A 19,890-nucleotide genomic window follows, 5' to 3' on the forward strand; every position below is an offset into this window, starting at 1 on the left:
GAAAGGGGCGGAGCATAGACTGACATCGTGGCCATTCATTGATCCAGCGATGTGCCGCGCCACTCCTTACCGCAATTCGAGGAGGAAATAGGTGGTTGGGCCGAAGGGCCCATTGTTGGAGAGCCGGAAGGCGACGTCGCCCGTGCCTTGCGCCACCGGCGCATGCACCTTGCCGTCGAGGCCCACGGGCGAAACGCTCCAGTTCTTTGCGGTTCGCGCCAACGTCAGATCGACATAGCCTTCACGCAGCCGAACCGGCAGCCGCCCAAAGTCCTCGATCACCTTCTCCTCGGTGTCGCGAAACGCCATGCCGGTGTTTTGCGCATCGGTCGCAAAGATCAGCAGTAGGTGCCGGCCCCTTGCGAGCCCTCCATCCGCATCGAGCGCCGAGAGCGCAACGAGCCCATTGCCATCGGCCCGCTCGACCCTGAGCAGGCCGAGATCGATCGGCTCTCGCAGCGTCGAGAAGGCGGCTGCCTCCGTTTTGTCGGTGACGACGCGCAATTGTCCGGCAAAGCGATTCAACAGGATCTCGCCGGTGCTGCTCTGGTAAATGCCGGTATCGATGCTGGTACCGTTTTCATCAGAAAGCGCGCCGCTTTGGCGCAGGCTGCCGAGTATCCCTTCGCTGTCTTGCTGGCGCGGTTGCTTCACCGCAGGCACATCGCCGAGCCGGTTTACGTCTTCAAGACCGATCCGCCCGACCAACGCCAGGTCCGTCAGGCGTTCCGGTTCGCGGGCCTGCATGTCGTCGGAAAGATCCTCCTCGCCACGTACCGCAAACGGGACGGTGACGGCTGAGGTCGCCACGTCGCCGCGCCGGTAGAGAAGCGCCGACAGCGTCTCGCCGGCGCGCGCGACGGGATCGAGCGCGATGGCATAAGGCAGCATCGCCTTCTTGTGCGGGAACGGCTCGCCATAGGAAAGAACGATCGGGCCATGGCCATGTCGGCAAAGCGCGTCCCAGCCTTGCAGCGCCGCATAGGCCGGCATCGCCAGCCCGGCCTCGTAGCGGTAGCGGTTCCAGAACAGATGATCATATTCGCTGACGAGGAACGGCCGGTCGAGCCAGCGCGTTGCCGCGATCATGCGGATATAATTAACACCGTCGGCGATCGAGCTGACCTGCGTCGTCTTGCTTCCCGGGGCGTAGCCGCTGACCCAGTCGTGATATGTATTCATGGTCACGGCTTCGAGGCCGCGGCGGCTGAGCGACGCCTGCACCGTCGGCCAGTTGTTGTAGTTGCTGATCAAGCCGCGGTAGCCGAGCCTGCGGAGCACCTCGCTCATGCGCGCGGTCGTGGCCTCTTCCGTCTCGGTGAAGAAGGCCTGCAGGTCGCGCAGCCGCGGAGCAGGGATGTAGCGGTCCGCCGGCAGCGCCACGGATCTCGCCTCGATCGTCTCGTCCGGGCGGAGGTCAGGCCACGCCTTGGCAAGCGCCTCGGTCGATCCGTAGCGTTTGGCGAGCCACACGTTGAACGGCTTGGCAAGCTGCGGATCATAGGGCGGCTTGCCCGGCCGATCGTGCACGACGGTGTCGAACTCCATGCCGTTCTCGTTGGCGAGAATGACGACCGCGAGCGCATCGTCGCGGATTGGCGCCACGCCCGTGTAGGGGTTCACGCGCCCGAGGATCGTCTCCTGCATGCGCTTCCAGTGGTCGGACGCCCGCTCGTCGACAAACAGCTCGAGCTTGAGGTTTCCGCCATCGTCCCAGCGATCGTCAAAACCGCCATAAACGCCGCGCAGCGACGACAGGCCATCCATCATCCAGTAGATGCCGTTCTTCTTCAGCACCGCCAGCAGGTAGTGGATACGGTCGAGCGTCTCGGGGTCGAAATCGAAATCCCGGTCCCGGCCGAACATCAGGCTGCCATCAACGAAATGCAGCCGGGCGAGATTGTAGCCGCGCATCGCCAGCTGCCGGGCGTAGCGGTCAGCCGTTTCGTGATCCGGAAACCCGCCGGAGGCTGGGCTCCAGGCAAGCGATGCGCAGAGCATGCGCTCCGGCTTGTCCGGCGACTTCGCGAAGGCAAGCCGCCCGCCGGCACCGGCGACCAGGCGGTGATCCGCATCGATCGTGCCGTTCGGCAGGAAAGACGAAAAATCGAGAGGGCTGCCAGCCTCGAACTCGAGGGAAATTTCCCGCACGGCAAGCCACTGGTCCGATGCCTGCGCCGGCGAGCAGACAGCAGCAAGCGCTGCCGCGGCTGCCAGCAATGGCCGCCGCATCATGCCGGGGCCCCGAGCAGCTTGCTTTCGATCGGCGCGTCAGGCTTTCGGCGCGCCCGGACGAAGCCGACCGGCAGCGCCGCTGCATGGAAGAACCAGGCGACGACGGTATAAAGCCCCATGCTGAAACCGCCTTTGCGCAGGCTCATCAGTCCCACCACGCCGGCAAGGATCGCAAGAACGATGCCGAGCGCAAGGAGTTTGTCGGGCACGAAGAGCAGGATCGCAAGCGACGCCGCCCACCAGAGATAGACCAGCGCCCAAAGCTTGAGCTCCGGCAGCTCTCTGATGAGCTGGAGGAAATAGGGCTGGCCGAGCGAGGCGCGCAGCAGTTCTCCGATGCCGAACAGATACTTGCTCTTCCAGCGGCGTACGAGCAGGCGATAGGAATTGTCGGTGTGGCCGAAATGCTGGACGAAGCGTCGGTCGAGGCGATGCAGCTTAAAGCCGGCACTTCTGAGCCGGATGCCGAGGTCGAACTCCTCATAACCGTGCAGATTACGGTCCGAGAGGTAACCGACCGCCTCGATCGCCGCCCGGCGATAGAGGCCGCCGCCATTCATGCGGTCGATCGCGCCGATCCGGTTTTCTGGTGAATTGCGTGTGACCCGGCGGGAGAATTCGAGGTTTGAGGTCAGCATCTCCTGGACATGGCCGGTGACACCAGCCACATCGGGGTCGTCGGCGAGGAACGCTTCCGCCACTTCGAGAAAATCGTCGTCCAGCAACATGTCGCCGTCGAGCAGGCAGATATGCGCGTGGCGCGAGTATTGGAAGCCGAGTTGCGGGCCGATGCCGCAGCTCGGAAGTGCCGGCGGGCTGATCTGTGCGATCACGACCGGATAGCGCGCGGCGATCTCCACCGTCCTGTCCCTGGAGCCGCTGTCGGCGACGATGACCTCGCCGCCAACGGTTTCGAGCGCCTTCAGCGCGCTTTCAATGGTCGCGGCGATGCGCTTTTCTTCGTTCAGCGTCTTGATGATGACGGATACTGCCACGCGATCCCCCAGTCTCGACGGAGCGCAGACCTGCTCCGGTTGCCGCCGATCTTAGCGGCGATATTTTGCGTTTTGGTTTACCGCCCCAGCAGTCGCAGCAGCGGCAAGCGAAAGCGATGAAGGAACCAGCCGCCAAAGACGCCGCAGGCGCCGCCAAGAAGCTTGACCATCACATCCGTCACGCGTGCGTGGCGATCGGCCGAAACCATCTGCAGCAGCTCGAAGCCGATGGCCGTCGCAAAGACCAGAACCAGCACGAGCCCCAGCCGCCTCGGATAGGCGATCGCGAAAAGCAGGCCCAGCAGGCCGAAGGCACCGAACCGTTCGAGATGGACCAGGTGCCCGATGCGGGGCCGCAGGTCGAGCGGCGACATCGTCGAATAGGCGATCACGGCAAAGAGGATCCATGCGAAGAGGCTGGCGGCGCGTTTGATAGTCATTGTCGGCTTGTCTTCCAGGAGGCGTGCGAGGCACGGCAATCATCGAACGATCGGCGACGGCGCCTGCGCGTTCATCGCGTTGCGGGGGCGCGGCCGCATTTTTGAGGAGAGCGGTGCGCGGTGAACGCACGGGGCAAGCTCCGGCCGGCGACACGGTGGACGCGAACGTCCGGCTATTTCGCCAGCAACGCGCTATACACCGCCGCGGTCCTTTCTGCCACATTTGTCCAGCTATAGGCGGCTTCCGCGTGCGCCGCACGCTCGCGCACCTCCTCGTCGCTGAGCGGGGCTGCGAGTTTTTCCACGATACCGGACGCCAACGCGTCGATGTCGCCCAACGGGAAATACTCGTCGGGCGCCAGTTCCATCTCCTGATTGGCGACGATATCGCTTGCGAGGACCGGCAGCCCGTAGGCCATCGCCTCAAGCAGCGCAATCGGCATGCCTTCGTGGCTGGACGGCAGAACGAAAAGGGCGGCATTGTCGAAGAGTTCCGCCAGTCTGTCGCCTGTCTGAAAACCTGTGAGCACGACGCCGGGCACGTCGCACGCAAGCGCCCTCACCTCCTTGACGTAGGGCGTTTCGAATTCAGCGCCGCCGGCAATAACGAGCTTCATATCGGCCAAGTCGCACTTGGCAAAAGCGCGGATGAGATCAAGCTGTCGCTTTTCCGGAACCAGCCGGGCAGCGAGCAGGATATAGCGCCGCCGTTCCAGGCCGAACTCCGCGAGAATGCCGGCCTCGCCGGTCGGCGGAGTGACCTGGACGCCGTTCGGGACCAGCGTCATGGAGACATGGTGCCGGGCATGCATCGTCTCGGCGATGTCCTTCGAGATCGCCACGCGTCCGTTCGAGAACCGCATGCCGAGGCGCTCTCCGAGCTTCAGCGTGCGCCTGGCGAAACCGCCCCATTTCTGCCGGTCATAGTCGTAGCCATGGTGGGTCACCACGACCTTGAGCCCAAGCATGCGCGCAAGCGGCGTCATCAGCGCGGGGCCGATGGCATGAATGTGCAGGACATCCGGGCGCCGCCAGGCGGCGAGCCAGACACCGAGGAAGGTATGTACAATGGCTTCCAACGCCATCCGGCGCGGTGCCCAGAGAGGGACGACGTCGACGCCGTTCCAGGCGTAGGCGTTGCGATCCTCCAGATAGCGACGACGTCCGACCACCTCGACGTCCCAGCCGTATCCGAGCAGCTTGCTCGCCAGCATTTCGACGTGTTTCTCGACGCCGCCCTGAACGTTGGGGATGCCGCGCAAGCCCAGCATCATCACGCGTTTGCGCTCGCCGCGCGCGGCCAGCGCGCCGCTCTGAACGGGGTGGCCATGCTGCCGGCCTGCGAGCGCGGCGCTATGCCGAGGCAACCGGCCGGCTCCGTCCGACAGTCCGGTCTGCACCATCTCCTGCGCAATCACCGGCTGTTGCTGGCGATGACTTCGCGAAACATCAGGCTTTCTGCTCATGTGTCGCCTCGAAGGTTGCCCGTTCCGTTTACTAGGGCGATATACTTAATCATCGCCAAGATATTTCATTCACCCCTTATATAAATGACCGAAAACCATAGGGCGAGCCCAGGTTACTACAAATTGTATCGTAACGTTAATGCCGGACGAGATCAGACCGCTCCCAGCCTGGAGTAGAGGTCGACCGTTCTTTCACGATAGGCGGCCGCGGAGAACTCACTGGCGATCCAGTGTCGGCCCGAAGCACCCATCGCAGCGCGTTCGGCAACTGGCAGACCGGCCATCGTCGAGAGCACGCGGGCGAGATCATCGGCGTCGCCCGAAATCGCGGTCATGCCCGTCTCACCCTCGCGGATCATTTCAGGAATGCCGCCGATCGAGGCGCCGATTACCGGTCGCCCCAAAGCATAGGCTTCAAGCACGCTGATCGGCGCGTTCTCGTACCATTCGGAAGGCAGAACCAGCGCCCAGGATTCTCCGATCAGACGATGCAGGGACTGGCCTGAGAGATAGCCGGCAAAGGTCACGTCGGCGCCGGTTTGCGCAACCAACTGGCGCAGCATCGCTTCCTCGGGGCCGGTTCCGGCGATCACCAGCCGTTGGCCTGATGTGGCCGCCGCGCGGATCAGCGTCGCCAACCCCTTCTCCGGGGCCAGGCGTCCGGCAAAGACGAAATAGTCGCCCTCGACCCAGTCGGCCGAATAGACGTCGACATCGACGAAGTTCGGGATATGGACCATCTGTTCGCGCGGCCAGCCCCACTCGACCAGCTTCTCGACATAGAATTTGCTCGGCACGACGATGCGGTCCACCTTGTTGCGGTAGAGACCGAGCGCACGGTGGACCATGGTTTCAGCGAGCACGACCGCGCTCAGCGTCGTCTCCCCCTTGATGCAGCGATGACGCAAGACGTTGTAAATATGCCCGCCGCGACAGTCCTCGCAGACGGCACCGTCACGCAGCATCTTGTAGGAGGGACATGCGAGCTTCAGATCGTGGGCGGTCATGACGACCGGAATGCCGGCCGCCTTCAGCGTCGAGAAGATCGCGGGCGAAAGATGATGGTAGACGTTGTGCGCATGGGCGACGGAGGGCCGAGCGCGCTCGATCAGCCGGCTGACGTTCTTCTGCGCTTCGCGCGAGTAGATGACGCTCGCCGCCTGCACCACCTTACGCAGGAGGTTGGTACGCCGACCATACTCGATCTCGGAGACGAAATACTCGGACCATGGAGAGGCTTCGTTATCCTCGTGCTGCATGGCGAAGGGCACCACGTCCCAGCCGATGTCCGAGAACATCTTCATGTGGTCGAAAAAGACCGCCTCCGCGCCGCCACGGCGATAGAAGTAATTGTTGATGGCGAGCAGCCTGTTGCCGCCGTTTCCCTGCCGCGACATGCGTCCTCCTACCAGCCGAGCCTGTCGAGCGCCTGCTCGACCGGCAACACGACACAGCCCTTCTCAACCGCGTAGCGAACCAGGTTCTCGAAGGTCTCGGGCGTGCAGCCATAGGGCGTCGGGCGCGGGGCGATGTCGTGGGTGAAAAACACGAGCCAGCCAGGCCGATCGACGACATCTTCGATCCAGCCCGTGAGCGCCTGCGCGTCCGTCTCCGGCTGCCGGATCTCGACGGCCTTCAGCATCAGCGGATCGACGGCCGTGCGGTTGATGCCCTCGCCGGCCGCGCGGCAGGTGCGGTAGCGGCGCGCCAACTCCCGGCGCGCCGGCGGCCAGGCGGCGTTGTAGGGAAAGGCAAAGTTGGTCGCGGCCGGGCCGACGCCGCTTTGCCTGAGATAGGCGGCATTGCGGTCGAGATCCCGGGCAAGCCCACTTCCGCCCAAACGCCTGATCTTGCTATGGGAATAGGTGTGGCAGCCGACCTCGTGACCCCGGTGGGCGAGATCCGCGCAGCCCTCGGGCGAGATCAGGGTGCGATCCGTTTCGACGCGCCCCGCAAGCCCCCCGGCGATGTAGAACGTGCCGCGCACGCCGTGACGTTCGAGAATAGCGGCGCCATTGTGAAGTGCTGTGTCCGGCACGTCGTCGAAGGTGAAGGACACGAGCGGCGCGTCGGTTATGACGTCACGGGGTTTCGACGCGAGACGCCAGATCAGCCGGTTGGCGACGCGGTCGACAAGGCCGTCGACCCTCGACAGAGCCTGTGAAAAACTAGGCATGCGCCACCATCCTTTGTGCAAGCGGGCGTGGTTCGGTTGCAAGCGCTGCCGAGGACTGCAGGCGCAAACCGCAAATCGCGAAAAGCAAGGTAAACCACAGCACATTCGGACCATCGAAGAAGAAGGCCTCAAGGCTGGCGCTGTAGATCGAATAGAGCCAGATCCGCAGGAACAGCCGCGTGAGGTCGCTGTGCTGCCGGGCCGGCGGAATGCGCGAGATATGATAGAGCGGGAGCACCACCAGCCAAAGCAGCGTGAGGATCAACCCCGGAATGCCGATGACGAGAAGCGTCTCGAGATAGGAATTGTGCGCATGGGCCGCACGAACCGCCCAGGTCTCGATGCCACCGCCGCTGAACACCACTTCCTCGGTCTGCCAGAAGGCCTTGAAGCCTCGCCCGATAAACGGCTGTTCGGCGATCACCGAAAAGGCGAAGCGCCAGACATCGGCCCGGTTCGTGAAGGTCGCGTCGATGCCGAGCGACGAGACGAATTCGCCGAGCGGTCGGAAGACGGCCGACCCGACGGCGAAAAGGTTGAACAGGGCCACGCCGCCGATCGCGATCGGGATGCGCAGCAAGCGCACATGTTCGAAGAGCCACGCCAGAAGCAGAATGCCCGGCAACATCGCCGTCGAGGTCTTTCCTCCCGTATGGATGAGGAAGAAGAAGGCCAGACTAACGATGGTCAGGCCGACAAGCTTCGACCACCGGCGCAGGACGTACAGGCCGAGAAACGAGGCAAGCACCATGGCGACCGCCGCTTCGTTCTTGTGACGGAAATGGCCGCGCCACAGCCCTGCATGCATCGGCTCCAGCACTTCGTTGGCCTGGTGAATGGACAGAAGCGGTTTGAACAGGACGCCGTAATAGGCAACCGCGAGCATGACGAGCGTCGAGACCGCCAGCATCTTGGCGAAGTGCCGCTCGTTGGCCGGCAGCAGCAGATAGACGTTGGCGTTGACCGCAACCATCGTCGTCAGGATGATCGCCTTGATGCCGTTGGCCGGATGAGCGGAGACCAGGCAGGCAAAGAGCACCCACAAAAGCAGGATCGCAAGCAGCACCCGCGGCTGCATAAGCCCACGCCGCATCGGATGCAGCACACCGTAGCAGGAGGCGCCCGCAAACAGCAGCAGTGCCACGATCTGGTTCAGCCGGCTGGAATTGTCGCCGCCCGGTTCCAACAGACTTTCCTTGGTCAGGTCGACGAAGGAATGAAAGGGGATCCAGTAGTAGATGGAAATGGCCAGGAACAGGAAGGTCCCGACGCGGACCCTCAAGGTTTCTGCAGAATTGGCCGGGCTGCCGCTGAGATCGGGCACGATGGCCGCCCTCTCACGGCGCCAGGGGCTGCGGACGACGGATGTATCTCCACAGACCGAGGGCAAGCGCGAGGGATATGCCGAGAATAGTCCCCAGGAAACCGCCGCCGGCGACCAGAACCACGGTGCGCGGCGGCCAGCTGCGCGCATTCGGCGGCAAGGCGCGCGAGATCACGCGAACATTAGTCGTGTCGATCTGCTGGCGTTCGGTGATCTGCTGGGCGCGCGCCAGGTGGGTCTCATAGATGGCAGCCTTGGCGCGCGCGTCCCTTTCGAGGTCTCGCAGCTGCACCTGGGCTTCGTTGTCGGAGAACACGTTCGACTTCTCGTCGCTCGCCTTGGCGCGCAAGGCCGAAAAGGCCTGCTGCTCCCGGTCCATGTCCGCCTTGGCGCGATCGAGGATGCGGCGCGCCTCATCGGCCATGGCCGATTCCAGGTTCGCACGCTCCGAGCGCGCATTGACGAGGCGGGGATGGCGCTCCCCATAGGTGCGCTGCATGGAGGCGATCTGCTGCTGCAGCACGTTATACTGCTCTCGCAGGTTCGTCATGTTGACGGATTCAAACTCGGATGCACTTGCGGTCCGCCCCTGTGTTATCGCGTCGTTCATCTGCCGGTAGCGGGTATCGGCCTGGATGAAGCGCTGTTGGGCGTCGAGAACCTGGGTGTTGAGTTCGTTCGAAAGCTGATTGCTCACGAGCTGACCGTCATTGGTCGACTGCAGCCCGTTCTTGCGGCGGAAATCCTCGACCGCGCGTTCGGATTCGGTGACGTTGTGGCGCAACTCGTCGAGCCGGGCGTTGAGGCTCTGCGCGACGCGACCGGCGCTCTCGGCGGCGGACTGAAACAGCTCCTGCTCGAAAGCCGCGACGATCGCATCCGACAGCGTCACCGCTTTCGCAGGCTCTTCGCTCCAGACCTTCATCACCACCACGAAGGACCGCTCTTCGCGCCGGGCTTCCACCCGCTCCGACAAGGCCCGCATGGCAGCAAGCTCGTTTCCGGCCTGCTGCTCCGCCTTCGTCGAGAAGAGGTTCTTCAGCGAACTGAAGGCCGAGGGCTTCACGAATTCCGGGTCCTCGGTGAGGCGCATCTGGGTGATCACCCGCGACAGCACATTGCGCGACGTCAGGATACGCAGCTTGCTTTCCACTTCCAGCAACTGCGCATCGCGCTGCGGATTGGTGGTGAAGACGTCATCGCTGACGACATTGAGGTTGGACGGATCGACGACGATATCGGTGTAGACCGTATAGCGGGGCGTCGCCGTCATCGCATAGGCGAGCGCGGCACCCACACACAGGACGAGCGCCAGCACGATCCAGATGAGCCCGTCGCGCAACCAGCCGATGATATCGTCGACGCCGATCCGGCTGAGGCCGCTCAACCCGGGAAAATAGCTATCGCGAGGCGCGCCGGCCGCACTGGACACGGGCGGTACCAAGTCAGCCGGATGGGGCGAGGCTTTCGGAATATCTCTGGATTGATGCTGGACTTCGGCGGGCCGGTCTGTTGCCGAACCGTCAGCGCCAGACTTCGCTTCGTGAAGGTCTGACGAGAGCAGATCGAGCAGCGAGCCTCTTTCGACCGGTGCACGCTGCTCGCGTGCCGGTTGGCTGGCCCCCTGTTTTCCGGCCTCGTCCGGCCTATACATAAGCATCCCTCACGCACGCCCATCAAGACGCGAAGATCGTGACCCCGCGAGCCGCCTTCTAGCGCAGAATTAAGGTTGTACGGTGAATATTCCGTTAAACGGCAGGATTGCCGCTTAACCCGTCGCTTCAGAAGTCGGTCAACAACCGGCTCCAGCTCTCCGATGCCAGACCGCCCACATAGATATCGTTGCGCTGGGCCGCGTCTTTCAGATCCGCATGCCGCGTCACCATGCAGAAATAGCCGCGATGGTGGAAGGACAGCCATCTCTGGCGCGAGATCGCATTCATGAGGAACGGCTGCGAGCTGCCGACGGCGAGCGCGTAACCCTCGGCGTCAAGCGCATGGAACATCTGTGCGGTGACGGCGAACTCACGGCCGGCCTCGCAGACGACGTTGAGCACCGTTGCCCGCTCGCCGGCCTTGCCGAAGTAGAGATAAGCGCCGATGACGCGCCCGCTTTCATCCCGGACCTCGCGGCAGAGAAGCTCGCCGAGCGGCGTGTTCAGTCGCGCGACCGTTACCAGCCAGTCGAATTCGCTGCGCGACCAGACCGGCCTGACGGAAAAACGCTGCAGCATGGGTTCTGCGAGATCGACGAAGGCAGCGGGATCAATGGCGTGCGTCGTGCAGCCGGCCACCGGATCGGGTTTCGTGCGCGGGCGGCGGCGGCGCAAAAGCCGGTCCGCAAGCGCAAGCGGCTTGGAAAGTATCGGGGATCTGAGCAGGCGCACTTGCCTGCCAACCGTTAGCCCCCAGGCTCTGAACGGACGGAAGGAGCGGCGCCAGTCGAGGCTCTGGATCGGCAGCACGACGCCACCGCCAGCGACCCAGTGATCGGCGCTGACCGGAGACGAGTTGTCGGAAAAACACATGTCTTGCCGTGTCGCCCGCATGGCGCGCGCCAGGCAGGCGGCGCCGACCGCACCGGCCTTGCCCTCGGACATGAAGGCGCAGAGAAGTTTCGCCACCGTTCGGCGGCCGTTGACCGTGAACTCCATGGGAATCGCTAGAATGGCGCTGCCGATGCCGCCGGTCCCGTCGTCGTAGACGATGCTGCCGTGTTCCGGCGCATAAAGCGGGCTGCCGAAGAAGATGGTCTCGACATAGTTCTGAAGCTCCGCGCTCGCCTCTTGCTCCCGCTTGCGAAAGATCCGGGTGAACATGCTGCTGACGGCTGGGATATCCCGGGGTTCCATGGCGCGCACGTTGCCCATCCGGGGCATTTCCCGTCCGGACGACCGTGCGGCCTGGATCTTCCCGAGCTCAACCTCCATGCACCACCCCCGTCGACAGGGAGGCCGCGCCGGCCTGTTCCCGATCGCGCCGCACGAAGCGCAGGAAGACCGCCCATGAGACGATCACCATCGCGGTCTCGATCACGTAGAAGGAAATGAACGTGCCTGTCGGCGGTGCGTACCAGGTCGCCCAGGCGGTGAGTGCCGCACCAAGCACGCTGCCAAGGCCCATGACCGAAGCGCGCGCCGGATGGTGGCCGGACGCACCAAGGGCCTCCATCGCCACCGACCACATGGCGAGCGGCACCACAACCCAGCACAGGATGCGAACGAAGGAAACGAGGGAGACGTAGTCCTTGCCGAAGAGATAGGGCAGCACCGGCGCCAGCACGAAAACGGCAACGGCCGCGGCAATGCTGATCGAGGTGGCCGCGAACAGCACTTTGCGCACGCGCTCGAAGGCGTGGTGCAGGCCGGCTGCCGTTGCCTTTGCCGAACCCGGATAGATCAGCCGGTTCAAGGCCTCAACCGACAGATAGCTGCTCTCCAGCATGCGCCGCGCGACGCTGTAGCTGGACATGACCTCGGCGCTCGCCACGAGGCTCAGGACCAGAAGGTCGGCGTTCTGCCGGACGGCGCGCAGGATGAACGGGATGCTGAAATAGAGACCGAGCGGCAGCTCTTCCCGCACGATGCCATAGGTCGGGCGTCCCAACCCCTTGACCGCCCGCCAGCAGCCGAGGGCCACGATTACATGGCATACGAACTGCCATACAGCCCAGGAGGCCACCGTCGCGACCCCGAAGGCGATGCAGGCGAGCGCTGCAGCTATGGTGCGCGCCAGGGCGAAACCGACGACCACCTTGTTGGCCGAGGCAAAATTCGAATGCGCAAGAAAGATCTGCTCCGCCAGCACGATGACCCGCACGAAGATGATGTTGGTCACGAGCATCAAGGTGATCACCGCGACATTGGCCGCGGGATCGGGCGAAAGCGTGAAGAAGAACGGCAACACCGCTGCGCCGAGCAACACCAGCAGCACGCCACTGATCGAGGTCAGAATGATGTTGTGGCCGAGCATCTGCGGGTACATGCCCCGGTCGCGCGCGACACGGCGCACCAGGCACTCCATCGCGCCGAGACCACAAAGGTGAACCGCGATGTTGGCAACGGCCGTGATTGCGACGAAGACACTGAATTCATGCACGCCGAGAAAGCGCGCGAGGATCGCAAAGGTCAGAAGCTGCGCAGCCGAGCCAATGACAAGGCTGCCGCCGGATGCAGCATAGGATATGATCATCGAGAGGAACGGTTTGTGCGCGCGTTCCTTCACACCTTCCGAAGCCATTCCGATCTGCCCTTGATCTCAACCCGTCATTGTTACGCGCAAGATGCGTTCAATGACAGCGAGCACCCGCCTCTGATCACGCGCAAGGTAACAGGCAGAAATGATTGCGCGGTTAACGTGCTCGCGGCAATTGTATTTCAGCTTCCGTTTACTCAATTGCACTAGGCTGCGGTCCGCACGTCTACAGAGTTTTCCAGCGACATGAGGAGTGGCTGTGGCGCAAAACGACAGCAATCAGACCGACCGACCGACCGAAGACCGGGCCGCAACACTGCACCGCTTCATGGGTGTCGAACTGGAACTTGCGCCCGACGTCCTGGTTCCACGGGAAGAAACAGAGCTTCTTGGAAAAAGAGCCGTCTCAATCCTTGAAGGCGCCCCCCTCGACGTCACCATCATCGACATGTGCTGCGGTTCCGGCAACCTCGCCGTTGGTATCGCCAGAGAGATCCCGTCGGCGCGTGTCTGGGGCGCTGACCTGACGGACAGCACCGTGGCGCTTGCCCGCCGCAACGTCGATCGGCTCGGCCTCGGGTCGCGCGTCTTTGTCCGGCAGGGCGATCTTTTTGCGGCGCTCGAAAGCGACGATCTCCAGGGCAAGATCGACATGGTGGTCTGCAATCCACCCTATATCTCGACCGGCCGGCTGGAGGGGGACCGCGCGCATCTGCTCGACAACGAGCCGCGCGAGGCATTCGACGGAGGCCCCTACGGCATTTCCATACACCAGCGCCTGATCCGGGACGCCCTTGCCTTCCTGAAACCGGGAGGCTGGCTGTTGTTCGAGTTCGGCGAGGGCCAGGAGCGGCAGGCGGCTGCACTTCTCTCACGGGCGAAAGCCTATGCACCGGTCACCTTCGCATCCGACCGTGACGGCAAGCCGCGCGTCGCCATCGTCCAGAAAATCGCCGGCCCGGCAGAGGCCGGCGCCGGAGAGCAGGCCCGATGAGCGAAATCCGTTCGCTAGACCACGCGGACGTTCCAGCGGTCGCCGGAATGTTCCAGCGGGTGTTCCGTGACGAGCGGACCGCTTCGCCAGCACTTGCCGACTATATGCGGCAACTCTATCTCGACGGGCCAGGCTGCGATCCGGAAATCAGACCTCTCGTGCATGTGAACGACGAGGGTCGGATTACCGGCTTCGTCGGCGTCAATGCGCTGCCGATGACACTGAACGGCCGGCACTTGCGCGCCGCGATCTGCGGATCGCTGATGGCGGAAGACCGGGAAAGCGACCCCTTGGCCGGAGCGCGCCTCATGAAGGCCTTCCTCGCCGGTCCGCAGGATCTATCCTTCAGTGAGACAGCAAGCGAAGTCTCTGTGCAGATGTGGACGCGGCTTCGGGGCGTGGTCCTGCCGCAATACAGCCTCGACTGGGTGCGCGTCATCCGTCCGGCGACCTTTAGCCTGAGCGTCGCCTCGAACCGCATCAAGCCCGCCCGGCTCGCCGCCCCCTTCGCGCGCGCACTCGACAGGTTCTATCGCAAGCGCATGGGCCAGGGCGAGCAGCGCTGGTCCGCCCTGCCCGAGGCGGGGGCGGCACCGGCCGGCTTCACCGCGACCGAGACGGACCGCAGCGGCTTTGCCGCCGTCGTCGACCAGTTCACCGCGCCGTTTCCGCTTCGCCCCGAATGGAGCGACGGGCAGCTCGACCACATCCTTGCCGATGCCGAAAAGAAGCCCGAGCAGGGCGAACTCGCCTACGCGCTGGTGACGGCGCGCACGGGCGCCGTGGTCGGTGCATTCGCCTACTACGTCAAAGCCGGTGAAATCGGTCGGGTACTGCAGATCCTGGCGCGGCCAGGGCAGGCCGGGCCGGTCATTGACTGCCTGGTCGACGAGGCGTCGAGACGTGGGCTTGCGGGTTTGCGCGGGCGCACGCAACCGGCGCTGATGGAAGCCATGCTCGGCCGACGCATCGCCTTCGTGCACGTCGCCTCGACCGTTGTGCATTCGCGCGACCAGACCATCGTCGAAGCCTGCCGCGACGGACAGGGCTTCTTCAACGGCATTTCCGGCGAATACTGGAGCCGGCTGATCGGCGGCAGCTTCGATTGACGATGGGCGGCGGTGCGGCCAGGCCTCAATAGCCGGCAATTTCCTCCACGGGCTGCACCAGTTGCGGCCCGAGATGCAGGTAGCGCGTCGCCTTGCGCTTGGCGGCGATATCCGCCCAGACCCTTTCGACCTGGACCACGGTCAAGCCGGCCGCCTTGGCGACGGCCTCGATCTCGATCCCGTGATTGAGGCCATAAAGGCAGAGGTCCATGCGGTCGTAAGGCAGGGAGAAATAGAACTCCTCCTGCGTCTGTTCCAGCGAATAGGTGTCGGTCGTCGGCGGGCGACGGCAAACTTCCGCGGGAACGCCGAGATGGGCGGCAAGCGCATAGACCTGCGACTTATAGAGATGGGCGATCGGCTTTACGTCGGCGGCGCCGTCGCCGTTCTTGACGAAGAATCCCTGGTCGTATTCCAGCCGGTTGGGCGTGCCGAGTACGGCAAAGTTCAACCGGTCGGCATGATAGTACTCGACCTGCTTGCGAGTGCGTTGCTTCATGTTGGTGGCCGCAACGACGCCGAGATAGACCGAGGGCGGCATGCGATGTTTCGATTGCACGCCTTCCGGGCTCTGAACGACCAGCGAGGAGATGTTGTAGCCTTCTCCCTCAAGCGCGTTGGCGATGACGACCTTCGAGGCCCACCCGTCGCCATAGTCCGGAACCAGTTCCCGGATGAAGGCGTCGCGGCGCTCGTAGCAGCCCATGGCCTTGAGGATCGGCCCGATGTCTTCGACGATCGCCTCGACGCCGAAGGTTTCAGCGACCAACCGGCCGAAGCGCAGGCTTTCCGGATCGGAATCGTTTTCCGGCATGAACAGGCAGAAGACGTTCTTGGCGCCGACCGCGCGCACCGCAAGCGCCACGGAAACGCTGGAGTCGATGCCGCCCGAAAGCCCGAGCACCAGACCGCGCTTCTTCATGGAGCGCAACTGTCCGCGCAAGGCGGAAACGATGCGATCGGTCTCGGCCGCGTGGTCGATTGTCAGGGTTTCGGCCGAAAACGGGCCATTGCCCCCGGTTGTTCTGATGTTCATTGTGCAGGCTCCATCGTCTCGGCGGCAAGTCGGCGGCTGACCTTGCCGGTATCCGTCTTCGGCAGTTCGGTGCGGAATTCGATGATCTTCGGCACCATGAAATCTTCGAGGTGGCGGGTGCAGTGGCGGATGATGTCCTTGTCGGTCAAGTCAGGATCCGTGCGCACCACAAGGGCAGCGATCGCGTGGCCGAGAACCGGATCCGGCATGCCGATGACGACGGCCTCGGCAATGCCGGGATGGGCATGGAGCACGGTCTCGACTTCCTTGGGCGCGACCTTCTCGCCGCGGGTCTTGATGATATCGTCCTTGCGGCCGACGAAATAGAGAAAGCCCTCTTCGTCCGTCTGGAAAAGGTCGCCCGTATAGAGCACCTTCTCCCAAGGGTTCGGCCCGGGCCGCAGCATGCGCTCGGTCGCCACGTCGTTGCGCCAGTAGCCCTGCATTACATGCGGCCCGCGGATGACGAGTTCGCCGGGAACGCCCGGCGGCACGCGGCTGCCCTCGTCGTCGACGACGAAGGCTTCCGTGTTGGGGATGGCAATGCCGACGGAGCCCGGCCGGCGATCCAGTTCCTCCGGCGGCAGGTAGGTACAGCGCTTGCACTCTGTCAGCCCGTACATCGAATAGAGTCGTGCGCCCGGGAAAAGCTCGCGCAGGCGGGCGATATGCGGCGGCGGCAGGGCGGCGGCGGTGTTGGAGAGGTAGCGCAGGCTCGGCAGGAAACCCGGCTCAAGGTCGCGCATCTGCAGGATCATCGCCGCCATCGTCGGCACCAGCGGGAAGCCGGTGACGCCCTCCTCGCGAATACGCTCGAAGATCGCATGCGGGAACGCGAAGGACTTTTCGAGCACCAGCGTCGCCCCGAGCCTGATCGCCATCAGCAACTGGTAGAGCCCATAGTCGAAGGCGAGCGGCAGCACGTTGAGGATGATATCGTCGTGCTCGTTGCGCAGATAGGTGGTGATCGATTCCGACGCCGCATCGATGTTGCGGTGGGTCATCATCACGCCCTTCGGGCGGCCGGTCGACCCCGATGTGTAGATGAGCATCGCCAGATCGACGTCAATGCCGCCATGCGGCACCGGCGTCGCCTCCGCCGACAGGCAGCCCTCGAAGGGCACCGCTCCGGCAGGCGACTGGCCATTGGGCGCCGCGGTCGATGCGACGAAGATATCCGCCTTGCCGCTGCTCTGCGCCCGGGCGTCCGCCACCACCGGCATCAACTTGGCCTGCGTCAGGATCGCAGCCGCCTCGCAGTCGTCGATGATGTAGGCGAGCTTGTCGGCCTTGGTCGAGGCGTTGATCGGACTGAAGGTCGCGCCCGCCTTCAGGATCGCAAAGATCGAGACGGCCGCCTCCCAGCAATTGTCCATGAACACGAGGACGCGGTCGTTGCGCTTGACGCCTGCCTTTGCCAACGCGGCCGCCAGCCGGCTCGACAGATCGTCGAACTCGCCGTAGCTGAGGCGCTTGCGATCGGTGACCAGCGCCGTCTTGGCCGCATGCCTTGCCGCATTGCCGATGAGAAACTGCTCGAACCGCATGGAACGCCCTCGGGTCTTGGTTAGGCCGTGGCCGGCACTCCGGCCTTTGCCTCGATGAAGGCCGAGATGCGCGCGAGCGAATCGAGGTTCGCCGGCACGATGTCTGCGTCGGCCATGGCGATGCCGAACTGGTCTTCGATAAAGGCGACGAGTTCGAGAACGCCGGTCGAGTCGATGATATCGTTCTCGATCAGAGAGGCGCCGTCGGCGAGATCGTACGAGGTATCGCCAAACAGGAAGTTCTCGATGACAAAGGCCCTGACCTTGTCCTTGATGGTTTCCGTCATTTCATTTCCTTTCCCAATGGGTTTCAGGCCGCTTGAGCGGCGCGGATGCTGGTGCCGGTAAAGGTCTGCAGCCAGAGCTGCGTCGACAGGATGCCGACGAAGGCGGCATTGTCCCTAAAGCCGGTGGTCGGTTGCGACTGGCATTTCTCGTAGAGCTTGCTCACGGCCTTGGCATTGAACAGACCGCTGTCACCGATGCGTGTCTCGCTCATGGCATCGCGAACGTATTCCAGTTCGCCGGCGCCGGTGAAGGAATGGCTGTCGGGCGCGCGGTAGGGCTGCTTGGTGCGCTGACCGATGGTCGGCGGAAGCAGGTCCTTCGTCGCTTCGCGCAGGATGTGTTTTTCCACCAACCCCTTCAGTTTCATTTCCGGCGGCAGGCGCGTCGCGAACTCGACGAGGCGGTGGTCCAGGAACGGGAAGCGTCCTTCGATCCCGTGCGCCATGGCCATGCGGTCGCCCTGGCTGGAGAGAATGTAGCCGGGCAGAAGGAAACGGCTTTCCAGATACTGCGCCTGGTGCAGCGGATGCCAGCGACCGAAGGCAGCAGGAAGCCGGCTCGCCAGATCTTCGGCCGCGTCGTAGTCCTTCAGCGTGGCGCGCAGGTCGGGAGAAAAGAAAATCTTGGTCGCGGCCGTGCTTTTGAACCGCGGGCGGTGCGAGAACAGCGGGTCGTTGAGCGGCACGTCGCCGGCGCCGAAGAAAGCGGCGAGATATTCCGCCGATTGCTGCTGCAGGCCCGGCAGATAGGGGTAGAGCTTGCGGAACAGGTGCGGCCGGATTCGCGAACCGGGCTGGCGGCCGCAGAAGCGGCGCACCCGCGCCTCCTTGAAGATATCGTATCCGGCGAAGACCTCGTCGGCGCCCTCGCCCGTCAGCACGACCTTCAATCCCTGCTCGCGCACGAGACCCGAGAGCTGGTAAAGCGGGGCGGGTGCCGTGCGGATAATCGGACGTTCGGCGAAACGGACGACCTGCGGAAAGACCTTCGCGATGTCGCCGGCACGACAGGCGACCGCGCTATGATGCGTGCCGAGCGCCTTCGCCATTTCCATCTGGAAGGCGCTCTCGTCGTGTTCGACGCTATCAAACGTCACGGAAAACGTGCGCAGACCCTGCGGCGCCATTCCGGCCGCAAGCGCCGAGACGATGGAGCTGTCGAGCCCGCCCGAGAGATAGGATCCGACGGTCACGTCGGCCCGCATGCGGATCCGGGTCGCATCGGTAAGAAGCGCGCGTAGTTCCTCGGCCGCGCTGCGCTCATCGGCAAACAGCGGCGGCGCGTCGTGGTCCGGATAGTCGAGTTGCCAATAGGGGCGGATCGACGTCTTGCCCTTCTCGACGATCATCAGGTGAGCCGGCTCGAGCTCGTGAATGCCACGAAAGCCGGTCCGCGGCGCGATCGGCGCCCAAAGGGTAAAAATCTGGTCGAGCGCAACGGGATCGAGTTCGGCGGAAATGCCGGGAACCTGGAGCAGCGCCTTGATTTCGGAGGCGAAATAGAACGTCCCGGCATGGGTCGTGTAAAACAACGGGCGCACGCCCATGCGGTCGCGCGCCAACACCATGCGCTGACGGCGTCTATCCCAGATCGCGAAGGAGAAATCGCCGTTGAGGACGGACAGGCAGTCCTCGCCCATCACGGCGTAGAGATGCAGGATGACCTCGGTGTCACTCGCAGTGCGGAACCGTCGCCCCTTGGCGCGCAGTTCCTCGCGCAATTCGACGTAGTTGAAGATCTCGCCGTTGAAGGCGATCGAAAGGTCGCCGGTTTCGTCGGACATCGGCTGCTGGCCGTCGCCGAGACCGACAATCGACAGCCGTACATGGGCGAGCCCGGCCTCCGGTGCGGCAAGAACGCCGTTTTCGTCCGGGCCACGATGCGCGATCGCAGAGGCCATCCTTTTGAGAAGGATTTCCGCATCCGGGACCGACCCGAAATAGCCACCGTAACCGCACATGCCGAGATACTTTCACACCGTTCGATCACTGCCGGACCATAAACCGCATGACGGAATCATGGGTTAATCTCCGGCATTTTCTAGTTGTATGGTAAATACCGCCGTTCAGGCGCCGCGTTGAGGATA

Annotated in this window: 16 protein-coding genes; 2 read left to right on the forward strand and 14 right to left on the reverse strand. The window is 63.7% G+C overall.

Features of this window, described 5'->3' with window-relative positions; genetic code table 11:
• Nucleotides 1–66 precede the first annotated feature (66 nt).
• From IB263_RS26700 to IB263_RS26745, 10 genes are all read right to left on the reverse strand, one after another.
• On the reverse strand, nt 67–2,232 hold the full coding sequence (locus IB263_RS26700) for a glycoside hydrolase (RefSeq protein ID WP_113506129.1): 2,166 nt from the start codon (nt 2,230–2,232) through the stop codon (nt 67–69).
• On the reverse strand, nt 2,232–3,230 hold the full coding sequence (locus IB263_RS26705) for a glycosyltransferase (RefSeq protein WP_192439252.1): 999 nt from the start codon (nt 3,228–3,230) through the stop codon (nt 2,232–2,234). The genes IB263_RS26700 and IB263_RS26705 overlap by 1 nt, the downstream gene beginning before the upstream one ends.
• Before the next feature lie 77 nt (nt 3,231–3,307).
• Nucleotides 3,308–3,670 (reverse strand): VanZ family protein, encoded by a 363-nt coding sequence (locus tag IB263_RS26710; protein ID WP_034799228.1) that lies wholly within the window; start codon nt 3,668–3,670, stop codon nt 3,308–3,310.
• A 173-nt stretch (nt 3,671–3,843) separates the two neighbouring features.
• Nucleotides 3,844–4,944: a glycosyltransferase family 4 protein gene (locus IB263_RS26715; RefSeq protein WP_246811091.1), complete on the reverse strand. Its 1,101-nt coding sequence runs from the start codon at nt 4,942–4,944 to the stop codon at nt 3,844–3,846.
• Nucleotides 4,945–5,288: 344 nt separating this feature from the next.
• Entirely contained in the window at nt 5,289–6,533 is a 1,245-nt protein-coding gene (locus IB263_RS26720) for a glycosyltransferase family 4 protein (protein WP_192439254.1), read from the reverse strand.
• Between the two features lie 8 nt (nt 6,534–6,541).
• Nucleotides 6,542–7,312, reverse strand: a complete 771-nt coding sequence (locus IB263_RS26725; RefSeq protein ID WP_060586123.1) for a polysaccharide deacetylase family protein — start codon at nt 7,310–7,312, stop codon at nt 6,542–6,544.
• On the reverse strand, nt 7,305–8,636 hold the full coding sequence (locus tag IB263_RS26730) for an O-antigen ligase (protein WP_034799223.1): 1,332 nt from the start codon (nt 8,634–8,636) through the stop codon (nt 7,305–7,307). The genes IB263_RS26725 and IB263_RS26730 overlap by 8 nt, the downstream gene beginning before the upstream one ends.
• A gap of 13 nt (nt 8,637–8,649) precedes the next feature.
• The gene (locus IB263_RS26735; RefSeq protein WP_192439255.1) at nt 8,650–10,290 is read right to left on the reverse strand and encodes a GumC family protein; all 1,641 of its coding nucleotides are present in this window, start codon (nt 10,288–10,290) and stop codon (nt 8,650–8,652) included.
• A gap of 127 nt (nt 10,291–10,417) precedes the next feature.
• Nucleotides 10,418–11,506, reverse strand: coding sequence for a GNAT family N-acetyltransferase (locus tag IB263_RS26740; RefSeq protein ID WP_371814216.1), 1,089 nt, complete (start codon nt 11,504–11,506; stop codon nt 10,418–10,420).
• Between the two features lie 49 nt (nt 11,507–11,555).
• The gene (locus IB263_RS26745; protein WP_089043724.1) at nt 11,556–12,875 is read right to left on the reverse strand and encodes a lipopolysaccharide biosynthesis protein; all 1,320 of its coding nucleotides are present in this window, start codon (nt 12,873–12,875) and stop codon (nt 11,556–11,558) included.
• Between the two features lie 283 nt (nt 12,876–13,158).
• Here IB263_RS26745 and IB263_RS26750 point away from each other — a divergent pair, with 283 nt between their 5' ends.
• Nucleotides 13,159–13,824 (forward strand): HemK/PrmC family methyltransferase, encoded by a 666-nt coding sequence (locus tag IB263_RS26750; RefSeq protein WP_082573034.1) that lies wholly within the window; start codon nt 13,159–13,161, stop codon nt 13,822–13,824.
• Nucleotides 13,821–14,933: a hypothetical protein gene (locus IB263_RS26755; protein ID WP_034799214.1), complete on the forward strand. Its 1,113-nt coding sequence runs from the start codon at nt 13,821–13,823 to the stop codon at nt 14,931–14,933. The genes IB263_RS26750 and IB263_RS26755 overlap by 4 nt, the downstream gene beginning before the upstream one ends.
• Nucleotides 14,934–14,958: 25 nt before the next feature.
• On the opposite strand, the gene nadE is transcribed toward IB263_RS26755, so the two are convergent.
• Genes nadE through asnB form a run of 4 tightly spaced genes read right to left on the reverse strand, consistent with a single transcriptional unit; the run spans nt 14,959 to nt 19,764 of the window.
• Entirely contained in the window at nt 14,959–15,969 is a 1,011-nt protein-coding gene (gene nadE, locus IB263_RS26760) for an NAD(+) synthase (protein WP_034799213.1), read from the reverse strand.
• The gene (locus tag IB263_RS26765; protein ID WP_192439256.1) at nt 15,966–17,516 is read right to left on the reverse strand and encodes a class I adenylate-forming enzyme family protein; all 1,551 of its coding nucleotides are present in this window, start codon (nt 17,514–17,516) and stop codon (nt 15,966–15,968) included. Before IB263_RS26765 ends, nadE begins: the two co-directional genes overlap by 4 nt.
• Before the next feature lie 20 nt (nt 17,517–17,536).
• Complete coding sequence (locus tag IB263_RS26770; RefSeq protein ID WP_034799210.1) at nt 17,537–17,803, reverse strand: acyl carrier protein; 267 nt, start codon at nt 17,801–17,803, stop codon at nt 17,537–17,539.
• Nucleotides 17,804–17,826: 23 nt separating this feature from the next.
• Entirely contained in the window at nt 17,827–19,764 is a 1,938-nt protein-coding gene (gene asnB / locus IB263_RS26775) for an asparagine synthase (glutamine-hydrolyzing) (protein ID WP_060530251.1), read from the reverse strand.
• Nucleotides 19,765–19,890: the final 126 nt, after the last annotated feature.

The organism is Ensifer sp. ENS03, assembly GCF_014852035.1.
GTDB lineage: Bacteria > Pseudomonadota > Alphaproteobacteria > Rhizobiales > Rhizobiaceae > Ensifer > Ensifer adhaerens.

What these genes read in the sequence shown, in the direction of transcription:
- IB263_RS26700 (WP_113506129.1), bottom strand. Translation starts at nt 2,232, where the DNA reads ATGCGGCGGCCATTGCTGGCAGCCGCGGCAGCGCTTGCTGCTGTCTGC.
- IB263_RS26710 (WP_034799228.1), bottom strand. Translation starts at nt 3,670, where the DNA reads ATGACTATCAAACGCGCCGCCAGCCTCTTCGCATGGATCCTCTTTGCC.
- IB263_RS26715 (WP_246811091.1), bottom strand. Translation starts at nt 4,944, where the DNA reads ATGATGCTGGGCTTGCGCGGCATCCCCAACGTTCAGGGCGGCGTCGAG.
- IB263_RS26720 (WP_192439254.1), bottom strand. Translation starts at nt 6,533, where the DNA reads ATGTCGCGGCAGGGAAACGGCGGCAACAGGCTGCTCGCCATCAACAAT.
- IB263_RS26725 (WP_060586123.1), bottom strand. Translation starts at nt 7,312, where the DNA reads ATGCCTAGTTTTTCACAGGCTCTGTCGAGGGTCGACGGCCTTGTCGAC.
- IB263_RS26735 (WP_192439255.1), bottom strand. Translation starts at nt 10,290, where the DNA reads ATGTATAGGCCGGACGAGGCCGGAAAACAGGGGGCCAGCCAACCGGCA.
- IB263_RS26740 (WP_371814216.1), bottom strand. Translation starts at nt 11,506, where the DNA reads ATGGGCAACGTGCGCGCCATGGAACCCCGGGATATCCCAGCCGTCAGC.
- IB263_RS26745 (WP_089043724.1), bottom strand. Translation starts at nt 12,875, where the DNA reads ATGGCTTCGGAAGGTGTGAAGGAACGCGCGCACAAACCGTTCCTCTCG.
- IB263_RS26750 (WP_082573034.1), top strand. Translation starts at nt 13,159, where the DNA reads ATGGGTGTCGAACTGGAACTTGCGCCCGACGTCCTGGTTCCACGGGAA.
- IB263_RS26755 (WP_034799214.1), top strand. Translation starts at nt 13,821, where the DNA reads ATGAGCGAAATCCGTTCGCTAGACCACGCGGACGTTCCAGCGGTCGCC.
- nadE (WP_034799213.1), bottom strand. Translation starts at nt 15,969, where the DNA reads ATGAACATCAGAACAACCGGGGGCAATGGCCCGTTTTCGGCCGAAACC.
- IB263_RS26765 (WP_192439256.1), bottom strand. Translation starts at nt 17,516, where the DNA reads ATGCGGTTCGAGCAGTTTCTCATCGGCAATGCGGCAAGGCATGCGGCC.
- IB263_RS26770 (WP_034799210.1), bottom strand. Translation starts at nt 17,803, where the DNA reads ATGACGGAAACCATCAAGGACAAGGTCAGGGCCTTTGTCATCGAGAAC.
- asnB (WP_060530251.1), bottom strand. Translation starts at nt 19,764, where the DNA reads ATGTGCGGTTACGGTGGCTATTTCGGGTCGGTCCCGGATGCGGAAATC.